We start from the raw sequence: 21,770 nt of genomic DNA on the forward strand, positions 1-21,770 counted from the left end.
TCAGCCCCAGCAGTTCTGCAGGCCGAACGCCGAGTCCTTCGACTCCACGCCCTCGGCCGGCTGGTCGGTGATCAGCGTGACGCCCGTGTCCGTGTCCTGCGGCTTCGACCCGTCCTTCGCGAACTTCGTCACCGCCTCCACACCCAGCTGCGCCATCTTCAACGGGTACTGCTGCGACGTCGCCCCGATCACCCCGGCCTTCACGTTGGTCACGCCGGGACAGCCGCCGTCGACCGACACGATCACAACGTCCTTCTCCTTGCCCGCCGCCTTCAACGCCTCGTACGCGCCGGCCGCCGCGGGCTCGTTGATCGTGTAGACCAGGTTGACGCCCGGATCCTTCTGCAGCAGGTTCTCCATCGCCGTGCGCCCGCCGGACGGATCACCGTTCGTCACGTCGTGGCCCACGATCCGCGGATCCGACTCGTCACCGATCTTGTTCTTGTCCTTCACGTCCACGCCGAAGCCCTGCAGGAACCCCTGGTCGCGCTGCACGTCCACCGACACCTGGTTCGGGTTCAGGTCCAGCAACGCGATCTTCGCCTGCTTGCCGTCCTTCGCGAACTTCGCCTTCGCCCACGCGCCGATCAGCTGCCCAGCCTTGAAGTTGTCCGTCGCGAACGTCGCGTCCGCAGCCGACGCCGGTTCCAGCTGCGTGTCCAGCGCGATCACCAGCAGACCCGCCGCCCGCGCCTTGTCCACCGACGGCACGATCGCCTTCGAGTCCGACGGCGTGATCAGGATGCCCTTCGCGCCCGACGCGATCAGGTTCTCGATCGCGTCCACCTGCGCCTGGTTGTCGCCGTCCTGCTTGCCCGCGAACGACTGCACCGTCGCACCCGCGGAGGTCGCCGCCTGCTGCGCGCCCTCCTTCATCTTCACGAAGAACGGGTTCGTGTCGGTCTTGGTCACCAGGCCGACCAGCGTGCCGCCCGACGAACCGCCGTTCCCGCACGCCGCCGCGACCAGCGCCAGCACCGCCGCCGCCGTCAGACCGAACGCTCTGCGCGACATGACTCCTCCTACGTCAACGTTGACGTAACCGACCGGACAAAACTCGGGCGCGGTTACGGGTTAAGAGGGGATTCCCTTACGTCATCGTTGACGCTAGCTTTCCCGGAGAAGACGCCACAACAGGCCGTTACACAAGCGTTACCCGAAGTGGGTGGACATGGATCAAGCAGGGGAAAGACGCGAACCCACGATGCGCGACGTCGCGGCGCTGGCGAAGGTCAGCACCAAGACCGTCTCCCGCGTCATCAACGACCTGCCCGGCGCCGGGCCCGAAGTGGTCGAACGCGTCCGCGCCGCCGCCCGCACTCTGGGCTACCGGCCCAACCTCGCCGCCAGCGGACTGCGCCGCTCCGACCGCCGCACCGCCACCATCGGCGTGCTCTTCGAAGACCTCTCCAACCCGTTCGACTCCGCCCTGCTGCGCGCCGTCGAGGACCGCGCCCGCCACAACGGCGTCCTCGTGCTCGCCGGCAGCAGCGAGGACGACCGCACCCTGCAGGGCGAACTGCTCATCTCGCTCTCGGCCCGCCGCGTCGACGGCGTCGTCGTCATGGCCGCCGGCGGACACCAGGACGCCCTGCAGCAGGAACGCGAACGCGGCACCCCGATGGTCCTCGTCGACCGGCCACCCACCTTCGACGGCACCGACTGCGTCACCACCACCAACCGCGACAGCTCCCGCGAAGCCGTCACCCAGCTCGCCTCGCTCGGCCACCGCGACATCGCGTTCCTCGGCGACCGCCGCACCCTGTGGACCAGCCAGGAGCGCTACACCGGCTACCTCGAAGGCCTCGCCCAAGCAGGCCTCACCCTGCGCGAAGAGCTCGTGCGCACCGACCTGCACGGCGCCGACCTCGCCGACGCCGCCGCCACGGACCTGCTCGACCTCGACCGGCCACCCACCGCGCTGTTCACCGCCCAGAACCTCGTCACCGTCGGCGCCATGCGCGTGCTGCGGGCCCGAGGCCTGCACCACCGCGTCGCCCTCATCGGCTTCGACGACTTCCCGCTCGCCGACATGCTCGAACCCGGCATCACCGTCGTGCGCCAGGACGTCCCCGGCATCGGCCGCAAAGCCGCCGAGCTCATCCTCGCCCGCATCGACGGCGACACCTCACCACCCGTGCACGCCGTCGTCCCCGCGTCGCTGGTGCGGCGCGGGTCCGGCGAGATCTCACCTCACTGACAGCACCGCGTCGATCACCTGCGACCCCGACGCCAGCACGTCGTCGTTGTGATCAGCTCCCGCGACCTCGATCAACCGGGCCTTGGCGGCGGTGGCGACCTCACGGCTCTGCGCGGGCGGCACCACCGAGTCCGCGGTTCCGAGGATCACGGTGGTCGGAACGTCCACAGTCGACACCCGCTCCAGCACGGGGTACTGGTCCTTCAACAACATCTTCACCGGCAGCCACGGGTAGTGGTGCGACCCGACCGCCGCCAGCGAGGTGAACGGCGACCGCAGCACCAGGCCCGCGGGCGGCCGATGCGTCGCCAGCTCGACCGCGACGGCCGCGCCCAACGACTCGCCGAGGTAGATCACCGGCCCGTCGATCAGATCCAGCGCCGCCCGCGCGTCGTAGGTCAAACCCTCCTCCGACGGCTGGCCGGGGTTGCCGCCGTAACCGCGGTAGTCGAACAGCAGCACCGACAACCCGCGATCGGTCAACGCCCGCGCGATCGGCACCCGCCCCTCGCGGTTGCCGCCGTTGCCCGGGAACACGATCACCGTCGCCGGCGCGTCCCGCACCTCGAAGTGCCAGCCGTCGAGCATCAACCCGTCCGCCGTCACCAGCCGAACATCGCGCCCACCGGGGAGAACCTCCTCCGCGGACGGCAGCGGGCCGGGGGAGGGGAAGTAGACGAGTTTGCGCTGAAAGCCGAAGACCACGGCGACGATGGTGACAACCACCGCCGCCGCGATCAACACCGGCCTCCACATCACCCCATGATGAGGCTCAGCAGCGCTTGTCGGTGAACGCCTGCCAGCCGTAGCTCGGGTCGCCCACCAGGTCCACCAGCGTGCCCGACGCACGCGTGCACACGTCCAGCGTGTCCGTGCCCTTCGACCACACCTCCTGCTTGTTGCGCACCCGCACGCCACCCGCCGGGTTGCGGCCGTCCGGGTAGATCGACGCCTGCACCTCGTAGGAGCGGCCCGGCTTGATCCACGAGTCCCACACCCACACGTAGGCGAAGTTCTTCCCGCAGCCCTTGAACTGCTTGACCGACGCCACCGGGCCACCGCCCATGTCGATGTAGGCGGTCCTCCCGATCTGCGTCACCCGGTCGCAGCCCGGCGCCGACTCGGCGTGCGCGATCCCGGACGACAAGCCGGCCAGCACGAACGCGGCCACCGCCGCGACAGAAACGAATCTCACGGAGGCGACGGTGCCTGCGGCCAGTTAGGCGGTGGTAAATCGGCGTGGCAGCAGCAACGCCGCCACCGTCGCCGCCACCAGCAACACCACCGCCACGACCAGCGCGACCTGAACCCCGCCCACCGCGCCGAACACCGCCACCGCGAGCGCCCCACCGGTCTGCCGCACCGAGTTCAGCACCCCGGCCGCCATCCCCGCGCGATCCGCCGCCACCTCGCCCATGACGACGGCGGTCAGTGACGGCACCACCATCCCCAGCCCGAACCCGACCGGCACCAGCAACACCGCGATCACCGGAGCCGTGCCCGCCCACAGCAGCGAGACCATCGCCAGCCCGCAGATCACCGGCCCCACCGCGATCGGCACCCGAGGCCCGAACCGAGCCGCCAGCCGCGCTGACACCAGATTGGCGAAAGCGATCACCGCCGTCATCGGCAGGAACACCAACCCGGCGGCCATTGGCGACAGCCCCAGCACGTCGTGGAAGAACAGGCTCAGCACGAACACCAACCCGTAGAACGCCGCGTTCACCACGAACCCGATCACCACCGACAACGACACCGTCCGCGACACGAACAGGCTCAGCGGCACCATCGGCGCCGCCACCCGCGACTCAACGACCACGAACGCGATCGCGGCCACGAGAGCCGCACCGAAGGCCACGAGAGAGCCGCCGATCACCCCGAACGTCAACGCCGCCAGCGCCACGATCGCCGTGATCTGGCCCAGCGGATCCAGCGGTCGAGGCACCTGCGGTGACCGAGGAGCGCGAGCCAGCACCACCAGGGTCGCGATGCCGACCGGGACGTTGATGAAGAAGATCGACCGCCAGCCCAGCGTGCCCGTCAGCACCCCACCGGCGACGGGACCGCACGCGATCGCCAGAGCACCGCCGACCGTCCACAACGCGATCGCCCGCGCGCGCTCAGCCGCGTCCGGGAAAGCCTGCCGCACCAAGGCCAGCGACGACGGCAGCATGATCGCCGCCGCGCCGCCCTGCAGCAGTCGAGCGCCGATCAGCTCGGCCAGGCCCGGTGCCAGGCCGCACGCCGCCGACGCGAACGTGAAGATCGCCGTCCCGACACCGAACGCACGACTCGCCCCGACCCGGTCCGACAAAGCACCCGCGGACAGCAGAAGGGCGGCGAACATCAGCAGGTAGGCGTCCACGATCCACTGCAGACCCGCCGTGCTGCCACCGAGCTCACGACCGATGCCGGGCAACGCGACGTTCATCGCCATCGAGTCGAGGTTGAGCAGGAAGATGCCCAGGAACGCCGTCGCCAGCACCAGCTTCGGGTTCGCGGCCGGCCTGGCGGTTAAGAGAGTTGTCACGGCACCAACACTCGCGATGATCACCAACGCGCGGCAGACCGCGATCTTCCGGGTAGTGCGAGAGGGGGTGTGACACGGCCAGGGAACGACGACGATCCGCTGGCAGACTGAAGCGCATGACCGAGTTCGGGAGGTTCCTGCGAGCACGCCGCGGCGGCATCAGCCCGGCCGACGTCGGGCTCCCGGCCAGAACCGGTCCCCGCCGCACCCCTGGCCTGCGCCGCGAGGAGGTCGCCGCGCTCGCCGGAGTCAGCATCGACTACTACGTGCGCCTCGAACGCGGCAAGGAGACCCGACCGAGTCCATCCGTCGTCGACTCGCTCGCCGAAGCGCTGCGCCTGAACTGCGAGGAACGCACCTACCTGCGCGAGCTCGCCGCCACCGCCGCACGCCAGGCACCCGAACCCCGCGCGCTGCCGTCCCGCAAAGTCCGCCCGACGATGCAGCTGCTGCTGGAAACCCTGCGGCCCAACCCCGCCTACGTCGTCAGCCGCACCAACGACCTGCTCGCCGCCAACCCCGGCGGACTGCGCCTGCTGCACGGCATCGAGGACTGGCCCGAGAAACAGCGCAACACCATCAGGTACACCTTCCTGCATCCCAACGCCCGCGAGCTGTGGAACGACTGGGACGTGAAGGCCAAGGCGTGCGTCGCCCAGCTGCGCGCCATCGCCGGCACCGATCCGGACGCGCCGGACCTGGCCGCGCTCGTCGGCGAGCTCATCGTCAAGAGTCCCGACTTCAACCGGCACTGGGAACGCTACGAGGTCCGCACCATCGGCGACGGCGAGAAGACCATGCACCACCCCGAGGTCGGCACCATGACGCTCTCGCACGAGGGGCTGACCCTGAACCGAGCCCAGGGCCAGCGCCTCATCGTCTACCTCGCCACGCCCGGCACACCCGACCACGACGCCATGACGTTGCTGGACCTCGCTTCTAGCCTGCGGCCACCGCGTACAGGAACCACGTCGAGTGCGGGATCCACTGCTCGAGCCACCGCCAGTCCGTGTTCGGACCCGACGACGCCACCCCCGGATCCCACTCGATCCCACGACCGTCCGCCGCACGCCCGGTGATCCCGTTGACGATCCCGCCCGCCGCCCGGATCCACCGCCACGAACCCGTGGCCGACCCGTCCGGGTACTCCAGGTAGATCGGCGACGTCCGCCCGCTGCCCTCCAGCATGCTCACGTCGAACGGGTTGCAGCCCACGATCCAGTTCAGCTGATCCGCCGCGTACGCCCGAAGCTTGGAAGCGAACGCCGCGTCGAACTTGGGCGCCGCCAACCGTGCCGCCGCGGCGAGCGAAGCCAGGCGCGCGTTCTCGCCCTGCCACCACGTGCCCGCCGCGTCGTGCGGGAAGAAGAACCCGTCGAACCGCTCACCCGCCGCCGTCTGCACCACCTGCCGCGCATAACCGAACGGGTTCGGCACCGCGCCCGTGACCGCCAGCTCGAACTCCAGCGACTTCCGGATCGCCGGCAGCACGTCCACGCCACCGAGCGACTGGTAGGCGAGCAACGCCACCACCGGCATGCCCGCGTCCGACGGATGGAAGTACGGCCGATCCTTGTCGTCCGCCCGGAAGTGCCCGCGCGGCAGGATCCTCGCGACCAACGCGGCCGCGCGACGATCCGCCTCCGCCCTGTACTCGGGCTTGGACGTCGCCTTGAACAACTCCACCGCGCCCAGCAGCACGTTGTAGTCGTCCTGGATGTTCTCCTTGCCGTCGTTGGTCAACCGCACGTTGTTGACCTGCAGGAACGAGAACGCCGCCTCGGCCGCCGCGAGATAGCGAGACCGCGGGAACTCACCGTCCACACTGCCCCGCGCCGCCCGTGCCAGCGCGGCGATCGCGACCCCACACCCCTCGCGGTAGTTCAGCGGACCCTTGCGCAGGAACCGCTTCGCCGGGTCGATGCCGATGTCGTCCTCCTGCGGCTGCCGCACCGAGCCGTAGAACGACCCACCCGGCATCTGCACGCGCACCAGGTAGTCCGCCCCGTACACCGCCTCGTCGTGCAGCAGCTCCCGCAGATGCCGGAAGTCCGGGTTGTCGCGCCGCGTCAGCTCGTCGTACGACGTCCACAGCACGTACGCGGTCAACGGCAGTTGCAGCGTGTTGCAGAACGAGTACTTCGACAGCTGGGTGAAGTGCTTCGACCAGTCCGCCGCCGCGTCGTACCAGCCGCCGTGCGCGTCGACGCGGACCGACGGATCCGGCTCGTAGGGCAGCGACCGGTCCACCCGGTCGTACTCGCCGAACGACCGCGAGTCCTTGAAGAATCGGACCACGTGGGGGAGCGTCCGCCGCTCCAGAACGAGCGGCTCGATCACGAACGGCCGCGACACCCCACCCTCGGTCGACAACACGAATTCACCGGAACGTGTGAAGTTCGAGAAGTCGACGACCGAGTAGAACGACGGCACGGCCGGGAACTGGTTCGCCTTCCAGTCCGCCACCGCGCCCACAGCCTTGGCCGAGCCGCGGTGCACGACCTTGCCCGTGCCGTGCTCCACGAGCTCGAACCGGTGCGGGCCAGGGGTCGTGCAGGCGATCACCGCCCGCTTCGGCCCCTCGGCCTCGTACCCGACGTTGTTCGTCAACACCCACGTCAGACCACCTGGAGCGGCCGACGCCGTGCCCGCAGCGGCTAAGGCTCCCGCCGTTCCCAGCAGGAAAGAACGCCTCGCAGTGCCCATCCCGTACGCCTCCAAAGCATTACGGAGGGCGGCGGCGTGATCACACTACGACTTCAAAGTCCGCGAGAACAGGGCCAACAACTCGGTCCAATGACGCTCCGCGGCCTCGGCGTTGTACGCGGCGGTGTCCGCCTGGGTGTAGCCGTGGTGCGCCCCGGCGTACACCTCGCAGCGGTGCGTCACGCCGGCGTCGGTGAGCGCCTTCTCCAGACGTTCGACCTGCTCAGCGGGCATGGCAGCGTCCTGGTCGGCGTGCGCGAAGTACAGCTCGGCCGTCACGGAACCGGCCAGCAGGTGCGGGCTGTCGTCGGCCTCGGAGGCCAGGTTCGCGCCGTGGAATCCGGCCGCCGCGGCGACCCGACCGGGATAGGTTCCGGCCGTCCGCAACGCCAGACCCGCGCCCATGCAGTACCCCGTGACACCGACCGGACCGTCAGCGGCCAGCGGCGAGTCCGCCAGGAACTGCAGGTAGGCGCGAGCGTCGCTCATCAGCGAATCCGGCGTCAACGACCGCAGCATCGGCATGATCTGCTCGAACAACCCGGGCCGCGCGGCCGGGTCGATGTACTCGGGGAGCTCGACCACCGGTGCCCGTCCGGCCCGGTAGAACACGTTGGGCACCAGCACGACGTACCCGGCGCCGGCCAGCCGGTCGGCCATCTTCTCCAGGTGCGGGCGCAAGCCGAACGCGTCCATGTAGAACAGGACAGCGGGGAACGGGCCGTCGCCTTCGGGATGTGCCAGGTAGGCGTCCGCGGTGCCGTCCTCGGTGATCACGTCCACGGTCGTGCCCTGCACTGCACGCTTCAACTGCTCGTCCTTCCAGAAGGAACAAAGCTTCCGAAGACGATGATACTCAGTCCCGTCAGGGGGCCGGGGCGAAGGGCACCAGCACCACGGTGATGTTGTCGTGGCCACCCGCGTCCAGCGCGACCTTCACGTACTCGTCCGGACCCGATCCCAGCAGCGGCTGCAGGTCCTCGGGCTGCGGGCGGTAGTTGTGCAACCCGTCCGAGCACAGCACGAACACACCCGGCGTCGTCGGCTGCAGCTGCACGACCTGCGGCTCCACCCGCCCGGCGTCCGCGCCGATCCACCGCGACAGCACGTGCGCCCGGCGGTCCGTGCGCGCCTGCTCTTCGGTCAGCACACCCTCCGCGACGAGCTGCGCGGCCCACGTGTCGTCGGTGGTGAGCTGCTTGGAGCCCTCCTCGGCCAGCCAGTACGCGCGCGAGTCACCGACCCACCCGATCGTCACCGACGTCTCCGTGACCAGCGCGGAGACGAACGTGCACGACGGCGCCACACCCCGTGCGCCCGCCTCCATCGGCTCGGCCTCAACCAGCTGCTCGACCGCCAGGCACGACGCCGCGACGGCGTCGACCATCGCCTCCTGCGGGTCCGCGGTCTCGATCAGCGCGTTGAGCAGCACGTCCACCGCGGCGTCGGCGGCAGCCTGCGAGGCCTGCTCGGCGCGCTCGGACGACGCCACGCCATCGCAGACGACGGCGGCGACACCCTTGCCCGCGACGTGCCCGAACGCCATCGAGTCCTCGTTGCGCGCCCGCCGCTTGCCCCGATCGCTGACACCCGAGACCGCGCCGAGCGTGTACTCGACCCGATCACGCGCCGACGGCTGGTGACGGCCGCACTGGGTGCAGTAGTCCTCGTCATCGATGTCGGGAGACCCGCACAGGATGCACGAGGCCTGCGCGGGACCGGTCGGCCCGCCCAGCGGCGTGCGGCGGACCAGCAGGTTGCGCCCGCAGGCCTCGCAGAACCGGTCCTCCTGCGCGACGGGCGCGAAGCACTCCGGGCACTTCAGGGTGTCCATCAAACCAACGTCCTAGGCCTTACCGCGTTCGCGCGGTCCACCAATGCGATCCGTTCCTCCGGCGTGGCCGCGAACCGGGCCAGCGTGCGGTAGCGCCGCTCGAGACCCAGCCGAAGCTCGTGTTCGGAGAGTGCACAGTCCAGCACCTTGCCCTCGGCGTCCTGATTGCGGGTCACGTAGTCGTACGCCGCCTCCAGCACCTCCGCCGACAGCTGGGTGTGCGAATGGACGTCGATGTCCAAGGCGTGCAACCGTTCCCCGGCCGCGACGAGGTCCTCGGCACCGCAGTCACCGAGCTGCGCGCGCACCGCCGCGATCTGCGCCGCCAGGTGTTGTGAAGAAGTGTCCGGAACGGACAGCAGTACGTCGACAGCTCGCGAACGGTCCCCGCACGCCAGCAGCACGCGCGCCAGCCCGAACGCCGCCGACACGTACGCGTGATCCGTCCGCCACACCAGCTCGTACCAGCCCGCCGCCGACTTCAGATCACCCGTGGCCTCGTAGCAGACGCCCAGCGCGAGCTTCGGGGCCGCCTCACCCGGCACCGCCGAGCACACCGCGTCGAAGAACCGCAGCGCGTCCTCCGCCCGCTTGTCGATCAACGCCGCCAGGCCCCGGTACCAGTCGGGCCGCCAGTCCTCGGGGTCCAGCTCGGACTCGTCGAACATCGACGGTGCCGTCAACGCCTCCAGCTCGCGCAGAGCGGCCTCGGTGTCGCCGGACTCGATGAGCACCCGGACGATCCGCAGCCGCACCTCCACGGTGACCTCGGGCGCCTTGCGCAGGCCCGCCGGATCCGACGTCGTCGCCGTCGCGAGCCACGAGGCCGCCGCGTCCGAGGTGCTCACGCTCGGCGCCGGTAGCGCCAGCGCGACCTCGGCCAGGTCCAGCGCGCCCTCGACGCCGAACCGGCGGCGCTCCGGCGTGAACTGCCGCGACGGGCCCGGCCGCTGCACGCCGTCCTCGATCGCCAGCACCTCGCGCAGCACGCCCGTGAGCTGGTCCGCCATGTCCTCCGCGGACGAGAACCGCAGCTCGGGGTTCGGATTCGTCGCGCGGAGCAGCAGCCGGTGGAACGACTCGAAGCGGCCCAGCAGCGGTTCCTCGTCGACTGTCGGCAGCCTGTCCTTGCAGCGGCCGCGGAAGTCGAACGGGAAGCTCATCACCGCCAAAGCTCGCCCGATCGTGTAGATGTCGGAGAAGATCGACGGCCCGATCGTGCCGATCTCCGGCGCCTGGTAGCCGATCGTGCCGTAGATGGGGGAGTGGTGGTCGTCGATCCGCCGCACCGCGCCCAGGTCGATCAGCTTGAGCTGCTCCTCGGTGTGGATCATGTTGTCCGGCTTGAAGTCGCAGTACAGCAACCCCACACCGTGCAGATAACCGACCGCGGGCAGGATCTCCAGCACGTACGCGATGGCCTGCGCCAGCGGCAACGCCTCGTCACCACGACCGTCCCGGCGCCGGCGCGTGATCATGTCCTTGATCGACTCGCCGCCGACGTACTCCATCACGATGTACTCGACGAGCTTGCCGGTCTCGCGATCCTCGTGACGGATGAAGTTGTGGATCTTCACGATGTTCGGGTGCTCGACCTCGGCCAGGAACCGCCGCTCGGCCAGCGCCGCCGCCATCGCATCGGCGTCACCTGAGTCGAGCAGGCCCTTGAGCACCACCCACCGGTCGCTCACCGCGTGGTCCAGCGCCAGGTAGAGCCACCCCAGGCCACCGTGCGCGAGACACCCCAGCACCTCGTACTGGTCGTGCAGCACCTCACCCGGCGCGAGCTTCGGCGTGAACGAGTACGCATGACCGCACTGCGGGCAGAACCCCTCCACCCGGCCCGGCTTGCCGTCCTTGCGCCGCCCGACCTTCTTGCCGCACTTCGAGCAGAACCGCTTCGCCTCGGGAACCTCGGGGTTCTCCAGCACCGCCGTCTTCGGATCCCGGTACGGCACCCGCGGCACCTCGACCAGCCCCGCGCCCAACCGGCCGCGGCTCATCGACCGCGCGCTGCCCCGGCGCGTGCGGCCCGAGTTCGAGCGCGAGACCTCCTGCGACACCGACCAGGCCGCGGTCCCCGGCGCCGTCGACGGTCCCGTGGCGGGAAGATCCAGATCCTCGCTCATGTCGCCACCCCCTAGTCCCGATAACGAGCGACGGGCGGCGCTGGTGCCGGACCCAGCGTGTTCAGCCAACGCCAGTAGATCCCGCTCCACGTGCCGTTGACCCGCATCTGCTCCAGCACGCCGTTGACGAACCGGACCAGGTCCTCCTGGCCCTTGGGGATGCCCACCCCGTACGGCTCCTCGGTGAACCGCGACCCGACCACCTCGGTGTACGGGTCCTGCGCCGCGAGCCCCGCCAGGATCGTGTCGTCGGTGGAGATCGCGTCCGCCTGCCCCTGCTGCAGCATCACCAGGCAGTCCGTCCAGTTCGGCACGCTCACCGTCGTCTTGACGCGGTTGATCACGTTGTTCAGCGACGTCGAGCCCGACGCCACGCACACCTTCTTGTCCTTGAGGCTCTCGACGCCGCTGATGGCGGAGTTGCGGCGCACCAGCACCCGCTGCCCCGCCTGGTAGTAGACCTGCGAGAAGTCGACGTCCTTGAGCCGGTCGCAGGTGATCGTCATCGTCCGCACCACGACGTCCACGTCGCCCTTCTGCAGCACGCCGATCCGTTCCGCCGCCGTGACGACCTTGAACTGGACCTTCTTCTCGTCGCCGAAGATGGCCTTGGCGAGCTGCCGGGCCACGTCGACGTCGAATCCCTCCAGCTCGCCGGTGAAGGAGTTGCGGAACCCCATCAGGTACGAGTTCTGGTCCACGCCCGCGATCAACCGGCCGCGCTTGAGGATCCGTTCCATGTTCGACCCCGCCGGCATCTGACCCGCAGGAGGCAGTGCTCCCGGTCGCAGGCTCGCCGTCGCGTCGCACGACGGGGACGGGCCTGCTGTGCTGCTCGGCGCGGCCGTGACCGTGCTGGCGTTGGCCGGTTGGGGTGCCGGAGCGCTGCGCGGGATCACCTCGCTCGGCGCCGGACCCGCCGAACAAGCTGCGGTGAGCAGCACCGCCACCAGAGTCAGGCGCCTCATCGGTACTCCTTGAGCCGCTGCCACAACCCCATCGTCGACCCGACCGCGGCGATCACCGCGAGCACCAGCACCCCGACGACCGTGCCCGCGAGCGACGCCCGCGCCACCGCCACCTCGTCGCTGAAGTCCTGCCGCGCCTCGCCGATCGCCCGCACCAGGTCCTGGTCCAGCGAGTCGAAGTACGGGTTGTTGATCAACGCCACCGCGTCGGTGTACTGCCCGGCGTCGTCGGCCTCGCGGATGCGTTGATGCACCTGCTGCCACTGCCGGAAGTGCCGCATCGCCTGGTCGACGGCCTCGGTGTTGTCCAGCCGCTTCGCCTGGTCCAGCAGACCTTCCAGCTTCTCCGACACCTCGACGAAGTTCTTCTCGTACGCCTGCCCGGCCCCGCGCGCGACCAGCGTCAACGTCTCCTCGCCTCGTGCCGTCAGCGTCGCGATCCGAGCCTGCGCGAGCACGTCGACCTTCTCCGACGCCGTGCGCGAGTCCGCCACGTCGTTGATCACCAGCACCGACACCGTCGTGGCCCACAGCAGCGACAGGCCCGCCGCGCCCGTCGCGATCAGCAGGCCGACGTTGAGCAGCCGGTTCGTCTTGCGGGTCAGGTAACGCTGGGTGAGCACCAGCGCGATCACGAACGCCAGCGCGACGCTCATCGAGCCCCACGGGAAGTTCGCCTCGTCCTGGGCCGCGGCGACCCGGTCCGTCTCCGCCCGGTACAGCTCCTGCGCCGCCGGCAGCAGCTGCGTGCGCATCAGCCCGGACGCTTCCCGCAGGTACGCCGCGCCGACCGGGAAACCTTGCCGGTTGTTGGACCGCGCGGTCTCGATCAGCCCCGTGTACACCGGCAGCTGGGCCGCCAGCGTCGCGGTGAGGTCGGGGGAGGACGCCGTGGCGACCGACAGCGCGGCCTGAGCCTGCGCGATGTCCGCCTCGTAGCGTTCCCGCAGCTGAGGAGGCTCCAGGCCACCCGAGAGGAACGCGCTCGCGGCCGTCGCGTCGGCGTCCTGCAACGCCCGGTAGACCTCCTGCGCGGCGTGCGCGAGAGGCTCCGACCGCGTCGCCAGGTCTTCGAGCGCGCGCTCCTGCCGGTTGACGCTCCACGTGGTCAGCGCGCCGCTGGCCAGGCTCGCGATCACGAGCACCAGGATGATCAGGCTCAGCCGCCCCGGTGTCGACCGCGCCAGACCGGTGACCCGGCGCACCAGCGCCTGTCGCGGCTGCGAGTCGATCACCACGAGCGGGCCTCCCGACGGTGAAGTTGATCGGCGTGGCGTAACTGTAGGCACCCACAGGACACCGCGTGGGAATTAACGACGCATCCCGCCAGGTGTCACTCAGGTGTTACCCCTGCCGCGACTCGATCAGCCGATTGACGCCGTCGAGGATCATCTCCAGACCGAACTCGAACGAGTGCTCCGGGCTGAACGCGCTCTGGTGCGCCTCACCCACCGCGCCGCCCACCCGAGCCGCGACCGGGAAGCGCGCCGGGTCGAACACGGTCATCAGCACCGGCGCCGCCGCGTCCCACCACTGCTGGTCGGTCAGCCCCGTCTCCTGCTCGGTCACGGCCGCCGCGGTCAGCCCCCTCGCCGACGTCTGCACGTGGCCCAGGACCAGGTTGAGCACCGAGTCCATCTCGATGTCGGTGAGGCCGATGCCCTCCAGGCCGCGCAGCTCGAAGTCGTACTTCGCCGCCACCTGCGGGCCCAGCACCGTGCGCGACGGCGCGACCTGCAACAACCACGGATGCTTGCGGTACAGAGCGAGGTTCTCGCGCGCCACGTAGGTGAGGTGCGCGCGCCAGCCGTCAGCGAGGGCACGTCCCGTCACGGATTGCACCGTGTCGACCATGACGTCGATCAGCTCGCCCTTGCCCGGTACATAGGTGTAGAGCGACATCGTGCCGACGCCGAGCTGCTCGGCCACGCGCCGCATCGACAGCGCCTTCAGCCCGTCGGCGTCGGCCAGTGCGACACCCGCTTGCACGATGCGGTCCACGCTCAGGTCGGGCTTGCCCTTCCTGGACACCCGCTCCTGCGTGCGCCACAGCAACGCCAGCGTCCGCGCCGGGTCACCGCTGCCCGTGTGTTCGATCACGAGCGCGACCCTACCGTACCGTATGGTGTACGGTACATGGTATGTTCGGACAGCTCCGGGGGAAAGCCCTGTTCGAAGCCCTGCCAGACGCGCTGAGCGACTCCGGTTACTGGGGAGTGGCCACGGCGACCGCGCTCAACCTCGTCGCGCGGGGCCGGATCGTGCCGAGCGTGACGGCTGATGGGTATGACACCTGGCGGATCGGGCCGCTCGACCACTCCGACGAGATGCACCTGCGGCAGCTCGCGGCGCACGGCGACTACGACGAGCTGAGGGCGTATCTGGACGCGGTGGCGGATGTGTTGCCACGCGGATGGGAGGAAGACCCTTTCGCTGCTGCCGACGCCTCCGCACTCCCTGGAGCTGCCCCTTTCGCGGGCGCGGAACCCCGACTCGTTCCGGAGCTGAAGCCTTGGGCTGACGCACAGATAAAACTCTCCCTGCGCATCGAGACCACCGACGACCTGCGGTTCCGCGCGATCGTCCAGGTCCGCGGCATCACCGACCCCTACCCGCGGGACGTGCGCGGCTCCGGCCGCGAGCTCGACGCCATCCGCGCGATCGGGCGTGCCACCTGGCCGCCGTTGCAGCGACTGCTCGACCAGGCCGACCTCACTGATCAGGAGGTCGCCGAGCTGCTCGAGACCGACCTCGAGGTCCACTGGCCCAAGAACCTCACCACCGGTCTCAAGGCGAAGGCCGTCATCGGCGAGCCCAGCGGCCAGTTCAAAGCCGACGACCTGCTGACGTTCAACTGGCAGCTCGCGCTCCGCGGCGAAGCACTCACCGACGCCGAGATGGACGTCATCGCCGAAGCCAGCCGGCCCGTGGTGCGGCTGCGCGACCAGTGGGTGCTCGTTGACCCGAAGCTCAAGAAGAAAGCCCAGCAGCAGCTCGCCCCGATCACCGCCGTCCAGGCCGTGACCGCCGCGCTCGCCGGCACCGCGATCATCAACGGCGAACCCGTCGAGGTCGCCCCGCACAGCCTCACCACCGCGATCACGGCCGTCCCCGAGATCCCGGCCCCGGCCGAGCTCCAGGCGAAACTCCGCGACTACCAGCTGCACGGCCTGCGCTGGCTCGCCCACATGACCTCGCTCGGCCTCGGCGCGTGCCTCGCCGACGACATGGGCCTCGGCAAGACCATCACGCTCATCGCCCTGCACCTGCACCGAAAGCAGGAGCCGACGCTCGTCGTCTGCCCGGCCTCGCTGCTCGGCAACTGGGAGCGCGAGATCCACCGGTTCGCGCCCAACGTACGAGTCACCCGCTACCACGGTCCACAACGGACACTCGCCACCGAAGGCATCGTGCTCACGACCTACGGCACCATGCGCCTGGACGCCGAAGCACTCCGCAACCACGAGTGGGGCATGGTCGTCGCCGACGAGGCCCAGCACGTCAAGAACCCGCACTCCGGCACCGCCAAAGCACTGCGCGGCATCCCGTCAGGTGCCCGTGTCGCGCTCTCCGGTACTCCTGTGGAGAACTCGCTGTCCGAGCTGTGGTCCATTCTGGACTGGACGACACCGGGCCTGCTCGGCACGCACCGCGCGTTCCGCACCCGCTGGCCGGAACCCGACGACACGCTCGCCAAGGTCGTCAAACCGTTCCTGCTGCGCCGCCGCAAGTCCGACCCCGGCGTCGCCCCCGAGCTGCCCGCCAAGACTGAGACCGACCTGCCCGTCTCGCTCACCACCGAGCAGGCCGCGCTGTACGAGGCTCTGACCAGGGAAACCCTCGACCAGATCGCCAACAGTGACGGCATGGCACGCCGCGGCCTGGTGCTGAAACTGCTCACCGGGCTCAAGCAGATCTGCAACCACCCGTCGCACTACCTCGGCCACGACACCCTGCAGGGCACGTCCGGCAAGCTCGACCTGCTCGACGAACTGCTCGACACGATCGTCGCCGAGGACGGCTCGGCGCTGATCTTCACCCAGTACGTCGGCATGGCGAAGCTGCTGGAACAGCACATCAAGCAGCCCACGAGGTTCCTGCACGGCGGCACACCCGTGAACCAGCGGGAGCGGATGGTCGACGACTTCCAGCAGGGCCGGGCGCCCGTGTTCCTGTTGTCGCTCAAGGCCGCCGGCACCGGCCTCAACCTGACGAGAGCCGACCACGTGATCCACTTCGACCGCTGGTGGAACCCCGCCGTCGAGGACCAGGCCACCGACCGCGCCTACCGCATCGGCCAGACCCGCCCGGTCCAGGTGCACAAGCTCGTCACCGAAGGCACCGTCGAGGAACGCATCGCCGCGCTCCTGCAGGAGAAGCGCTCGCTGGCCGACGCCGTCCTGCACGGCGGAGAAGCCGCGTTCACCGAACTCACCGACGCCGAACTCGCCGAACTCGTCCAGCTCAGGAGCCTTTGATGACCGCCCGCGGCTTCACCGCGTTCCCCAAGGTCACGCGCCGCGTCGCCACGACGTGGTGGGGCAAGGCCTGGGTGAAGGCCCTGGAGGACACCGCGCTCGACGGCGCGATGGTCCGCCTCGGCCGCCGCTACGCCCACGCCGGCGTCGTCGGACCGATCACCGTCAGCCCCGGCGTGCTGCACGCCGTGGTGCACGACTCCGGCACCGCCCACAACACCACCGTGCACGTGCCGGTGCTGACGGAAGTCCACTGGGGACGGTTCCTCGACCGCGTCGCCGAACAACCCGGCCACATCGCCGCCTTGCTGGACAACGACATGCCGCGCGATCTCGTCGCAGCGGCCGAAGAGTCCGGAGTGGACCTGCTGCCGGGCATCGGCGACCTCGAACCGTCGTGCGACTGCGACGGCTGGGAGCTCCCGTGCCGGCACGCGGCCGCGCTCGCGTTCCAGGTCGGCTGGCTGCTCGACGCGGACCCGTTCGTGCTCCTGCTACTCAAGGGCAAGCCGGAGGCCGAACTGCTCGACGCGCTGAAGCAACGCGTCGCCGGACCCGTCGGAACCAGAACACCTGTGGTGGTTTCGGCGGAACCGGCAGGTCAACTGCCTGCTCGTCCGGGACTGCCGACCACCACACCTGTGGTGCTCGCCGTCGAGCCGCCGCCCGGCTTCGAGCCCGCGGAGTTGACCGCGTTGGTGGAAATCGCGGTGAAGAGGGCACGGGGTCTGCTGCGATCGGGCACTCTCGACGGATGACGACAGAGGGCGGGCGGGACCGATCCGCCGCAGAGCCGTTGATCCTGCTCGCCCTCACCGCCGTCGCCCTGGTCGTGTCCGGTATCAACCCCTACAGCCGCACGACGTGGTACCTCGAAGTCGCACCCGTCATCATCGGCGCGGCGATCCTCATCCCGACCTACCGGCGCTTCCCGCTCACACGCCTGCTCTACCGGCTGCTGTTCCTGCACGCCCTCGTCCTGATCCTCGGCGGCCACTACACCTACGCCCGCGTGCCGCTCGGTTTCTGGGCGCAGGACCTGTTCGACCTCGCCCGCAACCACTACGACCGCCTCGGCCACTTCGTCCAGGGCTTCGTGCCCGCCCTGCTCGCCCGCGAGGTGCTGCTGCGCAAGACCCCGCTGCGACCCGGCGGCTGGTTGTTCTTCCTCGTCGTCTGCGTGTGCCTGGGGTTCAGCGCCACCTACGAGCTGCTCGAATGGGCGTCGGCGGTCATCGGCGGCTCGGCGGCGGACGAGTTCCTCGGCACCCAGGGCGACGTCTGGGACACCCAGTGGGACATGTTCATGGCCCTGCTCGGAGCCCTCGCCGCCCAGCTGACGTTGTCGCGGGTGCACGACCGGCAGCTCGCCCGTGAGTTCTGACGAGGCCATCGCGCACGTCGACGCGCTCTCCGTCGGCGACCCGTTGCCGCGTGACCTGCGCGTGACGCTCAACTTCCACCCCGGCCGCGGCGTGCTCGCGAAGCTGGCGCGGGAAGGTGTGTACCGGTCGCAGTTCGAGACGGGCACCAGCAACGGAGGTCTCACCGCTCACCCCGGCGGCGCCCGCTGGGAGTGGGAGAGCCGGCTCTTCGGCGGCGCCTACGACCACGCGAACCCCGCTGACCGGCCCAAATACGGCGCTCTCAACCACCGCGGGCAACCGCAGGGCGGCGCACCCCGCTTCGGCTCGGCCCACCTGCGGCTCAAGGAGGACGTCCTCGACCGCACCACGTTCTGCTACCCGGACAGCGTCTTCGACCCGGTCGACTTCGGCACCGCGCACCGGTTCGCGTTGATCGAACTGACCGGTGACCGCGACCCGCTGGACGACTACGTCGAGGCCCACGTCCACGGCCCCGTCACGCTCGACGACGTCGAAGCGATCGTGCTCGACCCGAGTTTCGAACGGCCAGAACTCCCGGTCGAGTGGCACGCGGGCTTCCGGCTCTCCACCGAGGACCTGGAGCGCAACTCCGGCTACCGCACCCCGGAGTCGGTCGCGCTGGGCCTCGAGATCGCGCGGGACGGGTTCATCGACCCCCACCTGCTCGACCAGGCCGAAGCGGACCCCCAGGTCGTGAAGCACCTGTGGCACCACCTCGCGCGGTTCGGCTACGGCAGGTAGATCGCCGCCAGCCGGCGCACGACGTCCGTGACGTGCTCGCGCAGCTCCGCGGGCTCCAGTACCTCGACCTCGCCGCCCATCCGCAGCAGCATCCCCGCCGCGTGCCCGATCGACTCGATGGGGATCGTCACGCGCACCCGCTCGCCGTCGGGCACCGCGGACTCCGAAGCAGCGCGAGCCACCGCGGGTAGCACGTTCGACGCGAACGACTCGAAGCCCCGCGCGGACAACCGGATCACCGCCTCGCCGGTGTACTGCCGCGACTGGAACTCCTCCAGCGACGCCGTCCAGTGCGCCGCCAGGTCGAACCCGGCCGGTCGCTCGAACGCCTCGTCCAGCACGGTCACCGCCTGCATCTGCGACACCCGGTAGGTCGAGATCCGCGACGAGCCCTGCGCGACCAGGTACCAGCGCCCGGCCTTCAAGACGAGTCCCAACGGCCGCAGTGTCCGCGTCACCTCCTCCGGCGCCTGCCACCGCCGGTACGACACCTCCAGCAGCCGTTCCCGCCACACCGCGTCCGCCACGACCTCCAGGAACGGCGACCGCTCCGGGTCGTAGTACCAGGCGGGCGCGTCCAGGTGGAACCGCTCGGTCATGCGCGTCGCCCGGTCCCTCATCGACGACGGCAGCGCCGCCATCAGCTTGAGCTGCGCCGCCGAGACCGCGTCGCCGAGCCCCAGATCGGCCGCAGGCCCTGGCAGCCCGGCCAGGAACAGCGACTCCGCCTCCTGCTCGGTCAACCCGGTCAGCCGCGTCCGGTAGCCGTCGATGAGCTGGTAGCCGCCCTGCGGTCCCGCGTCGCCGTACAGTGGCACGCCTGCCGCGTGCAGCGACTCGACATCGCGGTAGATCGTGCGGACGGAGACCTCCAGCTCGTCGGCCAGCGTCTGCGCGGTCATCCGCCCCTTCGTCTGCAGCAGCAGAAGCAGTGACACCAACCGGCTCGCACGCATGACAGAGACACTGCCACAAGGTGTCAGTGATAGCTCATATGTTCGACGCATGGCTTTCTACGACAAGCACCTGGCGGTGAAGGAACCGCTGGTCATCGCGGGTCGACACGTCAAGCGCTACGAGGTCGTCACACCCGGCCTCAGCATCAGCGACGACATCCGCGCGGCCGCCTACGCGTTCCTGCCGACGATCTACCCCGACTTCGAGGACCCGACGCCGCCCGCCACGGTCACGGTCCTGCATCGCAGTGCCGCGGGGATGTACCTCAACGCCTACAACTGGGTCTGGGACAACGTCCTGCACTGCCGCACCGCCGTCTCGGGCGACCAGCCGTTCCTCGGCTCCACCGACCCCGACCTCACGCACTTCAGCGTCATCCCGAAGGACCTCATCGGCTGCGTCTGGGAGTTGCCGCCGCTGTCCTACGAGCGCGACGCGTGGGTGCGGCACGTGCTGGAGCCCGACGAGCCCGACTTCGACTCCTACCTCAAGGACACGATGGCGCCGGGGCTGGTGGGCAGATGAGCGACGACTGGCAGGGCGCTCCGTCACGCTGAAAAATCGGGTGGACGGGGTGGTTACGGTCGCAGACATGACCACCCCGGAGTCCGTTGTGCGCGTGCTGGCCGAACCGTCTCGTCTCAAGGCCTTCGCCGCCGTCGTGCTCGGCGCTTCGACGCTGACCGAGGTCGCTGCCGCGTCCGGGCTCAAGGTCAAGGACGCGGGCATAGCGCTTTTGAAACTCCGCGAGGCGGGACTCGTCGAGGGCGACCCTGCGCGGCCGGCCGACCTGAAGCCGCTCGCCGCGACGCTGACCGAGTCGATGCCCGCCGACGGGCTCGCGCCGTTCGTGCGCGGCGAGAAGCTGGTCTCGCTGCCGGTCGCGTTCGAACGCCGCCGCAAGATCCTGGAGCACGTCGCCGCGCAGGCCTTCGTCCCGCAGACGTACTACGAGGAGAAGGAGATCAACGAGCGGCTCCGGACGTGGTGCGACGGGGGAGAGGTCGACCACGTGACGATCCGCCGGTATTTGGTGGATCTCGGGTTGCTGGAACGTGGTGGCGGCCTCTACCAGGCTCAGCCTCTCCCGATGTAGGGCATCGTTGTCGCCATCACCGTCATGAACTGCACGTTGGCGTTCAACGGCAACTGAGCCTGGTACAGCACCGCGTCGGCCACGTGCTGCACGTCGAACGTCGGCTCCGGCTTGGTCTCGAAGTTCGCCTGCAGCACGCCCTGGCTCATGCGCGCGGTCATCTCCGTGGCCGCGTTGCCGATGTCGATCTGCCCGCACGCGATGTTGTGCGCGCGGCCCTCCAACGAGAGCGTCTTCGTCAGCCCGGTCATCGCGTGCTTGGTCGCGTTGTACGCCACCGCGTGCGGACGCGGCACCGACGCCGAGATCGAGCCGTTGTTGATGATCCGGCCGCCACCATGGGATTTCATCACCTTGAACGCCTCACGCGCGCACAGGAACGCGCCCGTGAGGTTCACGCCGACGACCTTCTCCCACGCGCTGAGGCTGAACTCCTCGATCGGCGTGGCCCTCACGTTCGTGCCCGCGTTGTTGAACAACACGTCGACGCGGCCCCACTTCTCGACCACGGCGGCGAAGAGCGCTGCCACCGAGTCCTCATGCGACACATCGGTTGGTACAACGAGCGCTGTGTCGGGAAAGCCCTCTCCCGTCTCCCGCAGCGCGTCCTCGCGCCTGCCCGCCAGCGCGACCTGAAATCCCGCCGCCAGCAGGGTTCGCGCCGCCGCGCGACCCACGCCGGAACCCGCTCCTGTCACGACCGCGACCGCCATCGGTGATCTCCCCTCGATTCAGCGATTGCC

Annotated in this window: 20 protein-coding genes and 1 pseudogene; 8 read left to right on the forward strand and 13 right to left on the reverse strand. The window is 69.6% G+C overall.

What is annotated here, in order from left to right:
* The gene (locus AB0M24_RS03670; protein ID WP_363760519.1) at window positions 1-1,014 is read right to left on the reverse strand and encodes a sugar ABC transporter substrate-binding protein; all 1,014 of its coding nucleotides are present in this window, start codon (window positions 1,012-1,014) and stop codon (window positions 1-3) included.
* Between the two features lie 157 nt (window positions 1,015-1,171).
* On the opposite strand from AB0M24_RS03670, the gene AB0M24_RS03675 reads away from it, so the two are divergent.
* Window positions 1,172-2,200 (forward strand): LacI family DNA-binding transcriptional regulator, encoded by a 1,029-nt coding sequence (locus AB0M24_RS03675; RefSeq protein WP_363760522.1) that lies wholly within the window; start codon window positions 1,172-1,174, stop codon window positions 2,198-2,200.
* Here AB0M24_RS03675 and AB0M24_RS03680 read toward each other — a convergent pair.
* Genes AB0M24_RS03680 through AB0M24_RS03690 form a run of 3 tightly spaced genes read right to left on the reverse strand, consistent with a single transcriptional unit; the run spans window position 2,189 to window position 4,730 of the window.
* On the reverse strand, window positions 2,189-2,956 hold the full coding sequence (locus AB0M24_RS03680; protein WP_363760525.1) for an alpha/beta fold hydrolase: 768 nt from the start codon (window positions 2,954-2,956) through the stop codon (window positions 2,189-2,191). The genes AB0M24_RS03675 and AB0M24_RS03680 overlap by 12 nt on opposite strands.
* A 16-nt stretch (window positions 2,957-2,972) precedes the next feature.
* Window positions 2,973-3,395 (reverse strand): hypothetical protein, encoded by a 423-nt coding sequence (locus AB0M24_RS03685; RefSeq protein WP_363760528.1) that lies wholly within the window; start codon window positions 3,393-3,395, stop codon window positions 2,973-2,975.
* Between the two features lie 24 nt (window positions 3,396-3,419).
* Window positions 3,420-4,730, reverse strand: coding sequence for an MFS transporter (locus AB0M24_RS03690; protein ID WP_363760531.1), 1,311 nt, complete (start codon window positions 4,728-4,730; stop codon window positions 3,420-3,422).
* Between the two features lie 116 nt (window positions 4,731-4,846).
* Between AB0M24_RS03690 and AB0M24_RS03695 the strand changes: the two genes are divergently transcribed.
* Window positions 4,847-5,809 (forward strand): helix-turn-helix transcriptional regulator, encoded by a 963-nt coding sequence (locus AB0M24_RS03695; protein WP_363760534.1) that lies wholly within the window; start codon window positions 4,847-4,849, stop codon window positions 5,807-5,809.
* Window positions 5,810-5,897: 88 nt separating this feature from the next.
* On the opposite strand, the pseudogene AB0M24_RS03700 reads toward AB0M24_RS03695, so the two are convergent.
* The 7 genes and pseudogenes from AB0M24_RS03700 to AB0M24_RS03730 all read right to left on the reverse strand — a co-directional run.
* A pseudogene (locus AB0M24_RS03700) lies at window positions 5,898-7,436 on the reverse strand (glycoside hydrolase family 9 protein); the annotation flags it as partial.
* Window positions 7,437-7,481: 45 nt separating this feature from the next.
* The gene (locus tag AB0M24_RS03705; RefSeq protein WP_363760537.1) at window positions 7,482-8,246 is read right to left on the reverse strand and encodes a dienelactone hydrolase family protein; all 765 of its coding nucleotides are present in this window, start codon (window positions 8,244-8,246) and stop codon (window positions 7,482-7,484) included.
* A gap of 55 nt (window positions 8,247-8,301) precedes the next feature.
* A complete protein-coding gene (locus tag AB0M24_RS03710; RefSeq protein WP_363760540.1) occupies window positions 8,302-9,270 on the reverse strand; it encodes a protein phosphatase 2C domain-containing protein in 969 nt (322 codons plus the stop codon).
* Window positions 9,270-11,399, reverse strand: coding sequence for a tetratricopeptide repeat protein (locus AB0M24_RS03715; RefSeq protein ID WP_363760543.1), 2,130 nt, complete (start codon window positions 11,397-11,399; stop codon window positions 9,270-9,272). Before AB0M24_RS03715 ends, AB0M24_RS03710 begins: the two co-directional genes overlap by 1 nt.
* 11 nt (window positions 11,400-11,410) lie before the next feature.
* Complete coding sequence (locus AB0M24_RS03720) at window positions 11,411-12,367, reverse strand: transporter substrate-binding domain-containing protein (RefSeq protein WP_363760546.1); 957 nt, start codon at window positions 12,365-12,367, stop codon at window positions 11,411-11,413.
* A complete protein-coding gene (locus tag AB0M24_RS03725; protein ID WP_363760550.1) occupies window positions 12,364-13,605 on the reverse strand; it encodes a hypothetical protein in 1,242 nt (413 codons plus the stop codon). Before AB0M24_RS03725 ends, AB0M24_RS03720 begins: the two co-directional genes overlap by 4 nt.
* Window positions 13,606-13,711: 106 nt before the next feature.
* Window positions 13,712-14,467, reverse strand: coding sequence for a TetR/AcrR family transcriptional regulator (locus AB0M24_RS03730; RefSeq protein ID WP_363760553.1), 756 nt, complete (start codon window positions 14,465-14,467; stop codon window positions 13,712-13,714).
* A 41-nt stretch (window positions 14,468-14,508) separates the two neighbouring features.
* Between AB0M24_RS03730 and AB0M24_RS03735 the strand changes: the two genes are divergently transcribed.
* The 4 genes from AB0M24_RS03735 to AB0M24_RS03750 are packed head-to-tail and all read left to right on the forward strand — an operon-like array spanning window position 14,509 to window position 18,974.
* Complete coding sequence (locus AB0M24_RS03735; RefSeq protein WP_363760556.1) at window positions 14,509-16,845, forward strand: DEAD/DEAH box helicase; 2,337 nt, start codon at window positions 14,509-14,511, stop codon at window positions 16,843-16,845.
* Window positions 16,845-17,603: an SWIM zinc finger family protein gene (locus AB0M24_RS03740; RefSeq protein ID WP_363760559.1), complete on the forward strand. Its 759-nt coding sequence runs from the start codon at window positions 16,845-16,847 to the stop codon at window positions 17,601-17,603. Before AB0M24_RS03735 ends, AB0M24_RS03740 begins: the two co-directional genes overlap by 1 nt.
* Entirely contained in the window at window positions 17,600-18,229 is a 630-nt protein-coding gene (locus AB0M24_RS03745; RefSeq protein WP_363760562.1) for a DUF2238 domain-containing protein, read from the forward strand. Before AB0M24_RS03740 ends, AB0M24_RS03745 begins: the two co-directional genes overlap by 4 nt.
* Window positions 18,219-18,974 carry a DUF3626 domain-containing protein gene (locus AB0M24_RS03750; RefSeq protein ID WP_363760565.1) on the forward strand — a complete coding sequence of 252 codons (756 nt, stop codon included), beginning with the start codon at window positions 18,219-18,221 and terminating at the stop codon, window positions 18,972-18,974. Before AB0M24_RS03745 ends, AB0M24_RS03750 begins: the two co-directional genes overlap by 11 nt.
* On the opposite strand, the gene AB0M24_RS03755 is transcribed toward AB0M24_RS03750, so the two are convergent.
* Window positions 18,962-19,930, reverse strand: a complete 969-nt coding sequence (locus tag AB0M24_RS03755; protein WP_363760568.1) for a YafY family protein — start codon at window positions 19,928-19,930, stop codon at window positions 18,962-18,964. The two genes, AB0M24_RS03750 and AB0M24_RS03755, sit on opposite strands and share 13 nt — an antisense overlap.
* 49 nt (window positions 19,931-19,979) lie before the next feature.
* Here AB0M24_RS03755 and AB0M24_RS03760 point away from each other — a divergent pair, with 49 nt between their 5' ends.
* Together AB0M24_RS03760 and AB0M24_RS03765 are read left to right on the forward strand one after the other, a co-directional pair.
* Entirely contained in the window at window positions 19,980-20,456 is a 477-nt protein-coding gene (locus AB0M24_RS03760; protein WP_363760571.1) for a hypothetical protein, read from the forward strand.
* Window positions 20,457-20,523: 67 nt separating this feature from the next.
* On the forward strand, window positions 20,524-21,027 hold the full coding sequence (locus AB0M24_RS03765) for a DUF2087 domain-containing protein (protein WP_363760574.1): 504 nt from the start codon (window positions 20,524-20,526) through the stop codon (window positions 21,025-21,027).
* Here AB0M24_RS03765 and AB0M24_RS03770 read toward each other — a convergent pair.
* On the reverse strand, window positions 21,009-21,740 hold the full coding sequence (locus AB0M24_RS03770) for an SDR family oxidoreductase (protein WP_363760577.1): 732 nt from the start codon (window positions 21,738-21,740) through the stop codon (window positions 21,009-21,011). The genes AB0M24_RS03765 and AB0M24_RS03770 overlap by 19 nt on opposite strands.
* Window positions 21,741-21,770 lie beyond the last annotated feature (30 nt).

The organism is Lentzea sp. NPDC051838 (assembly GCF_040681245.1).
Lineage (GTDB): Bacteria > Actinomycetota > Actinomycetes > Mycobacteriales > Pseudonocardiaceae > Lentzea.

Coding starts and splice junctions, on each gene's coding strand:
- AB0M24_RS03720 (WP_363760546.1), bottom strand. CDS start 12,367: ATGAGGCGCCTGACTCTGGTGGCGGTGCTGCTCACCGCAGCTTGTTCG.
- AB0M24_RS03715 (WP_363760543.1), bottom strand. CDS start 11,399: ATGAGCGAGGATCTGGATCTTCCCGCCACGGGACCGTCGACGGCGCCG.
- AB0M24_RS03680 (WP_363760525.1), bottom strand. CDS start 2,956: ATGTGGAGGCCGGTGTTGATCGCGGCGGCGGTGGTTGTCACCATCGTC.
- AB0M24_RS03765 (WP_363760574.1), top strand. CDS start 20,524: ATGACCACCCCGGAGTCCGTTGTGCGCGTGCTGGCCGAACCGTCTCGT.
- AB0M24_RS03670 (WP_363760519.1), bottom strand. CDS start 1,014: ATGTCGCGCAGAGCGTTCGGTCTGACGGCGGCGGCGGTGCTGGCGCTG.
- AB0M24_RS03695 (WP_363760534.1), top strand. CDS start 4,847: ATGACCGAGTTCGGGAGGTTCCTGCGAGCACGCCGCGGCGGCATCAGC.
- AB0M24_RS03745 (WP_363760562.1), top strand. CDS start 17,600: ATGACGACAGAGGGCGGGCGGGACCGATCCGCCGCAGAGCCGTTGATC.
- AB0M24_RS03735 (WP_363760556.1), top strand. CDS start 14,509: ATGTTCGGACAGCTCCGGGGGAAAGCCCTGTTCGAAGCCCTGCCAGAC.
- AB0M24_RS03770 (WP_363760577.1), bottom strand. CDS start 21,740: ATGGCGGTCGCGGTCGTGACAGGAGCGGGTTCCGGCGTGGGTCGCGCG.
- AB0M24_RS03740 (WP_363760559.1), top strand. CDS start 16,845: ATGACCGCCCGCGGCTTCACCGCGTTCCCCAAGGTCACGCGCCGCGTC.
- AB0M24_RS03755 (WP_363760568.1), bottom strand. CDS start 19,930: ATGCGTGCGAGCCGGTTGGTGTCACTGCTTCTGCTGCTGCAGACGAAG.
- AB0M24_RS03710 (WP_363760540.1), bottom strand. CDS start 9,270: ATGGACACCCTGAAGTGCCCGGAGTGCTTCGCGCCCGTCGCGCAGGAG.
- AB0M24_RS03760 (WP_363760571.1), top strand. CDS start 19,980: ATGGCTTTCTACGACAAGCACCTGGCGGTGAAGGAACCGCTGGTCATC.
- AB0M24_RS03675 (WP_363760522.1), top strand. CDS start 1,172: ATGGATCAAGCAGGGGAAAGACGCGAACCCACGATGCGCGACGTCGCG.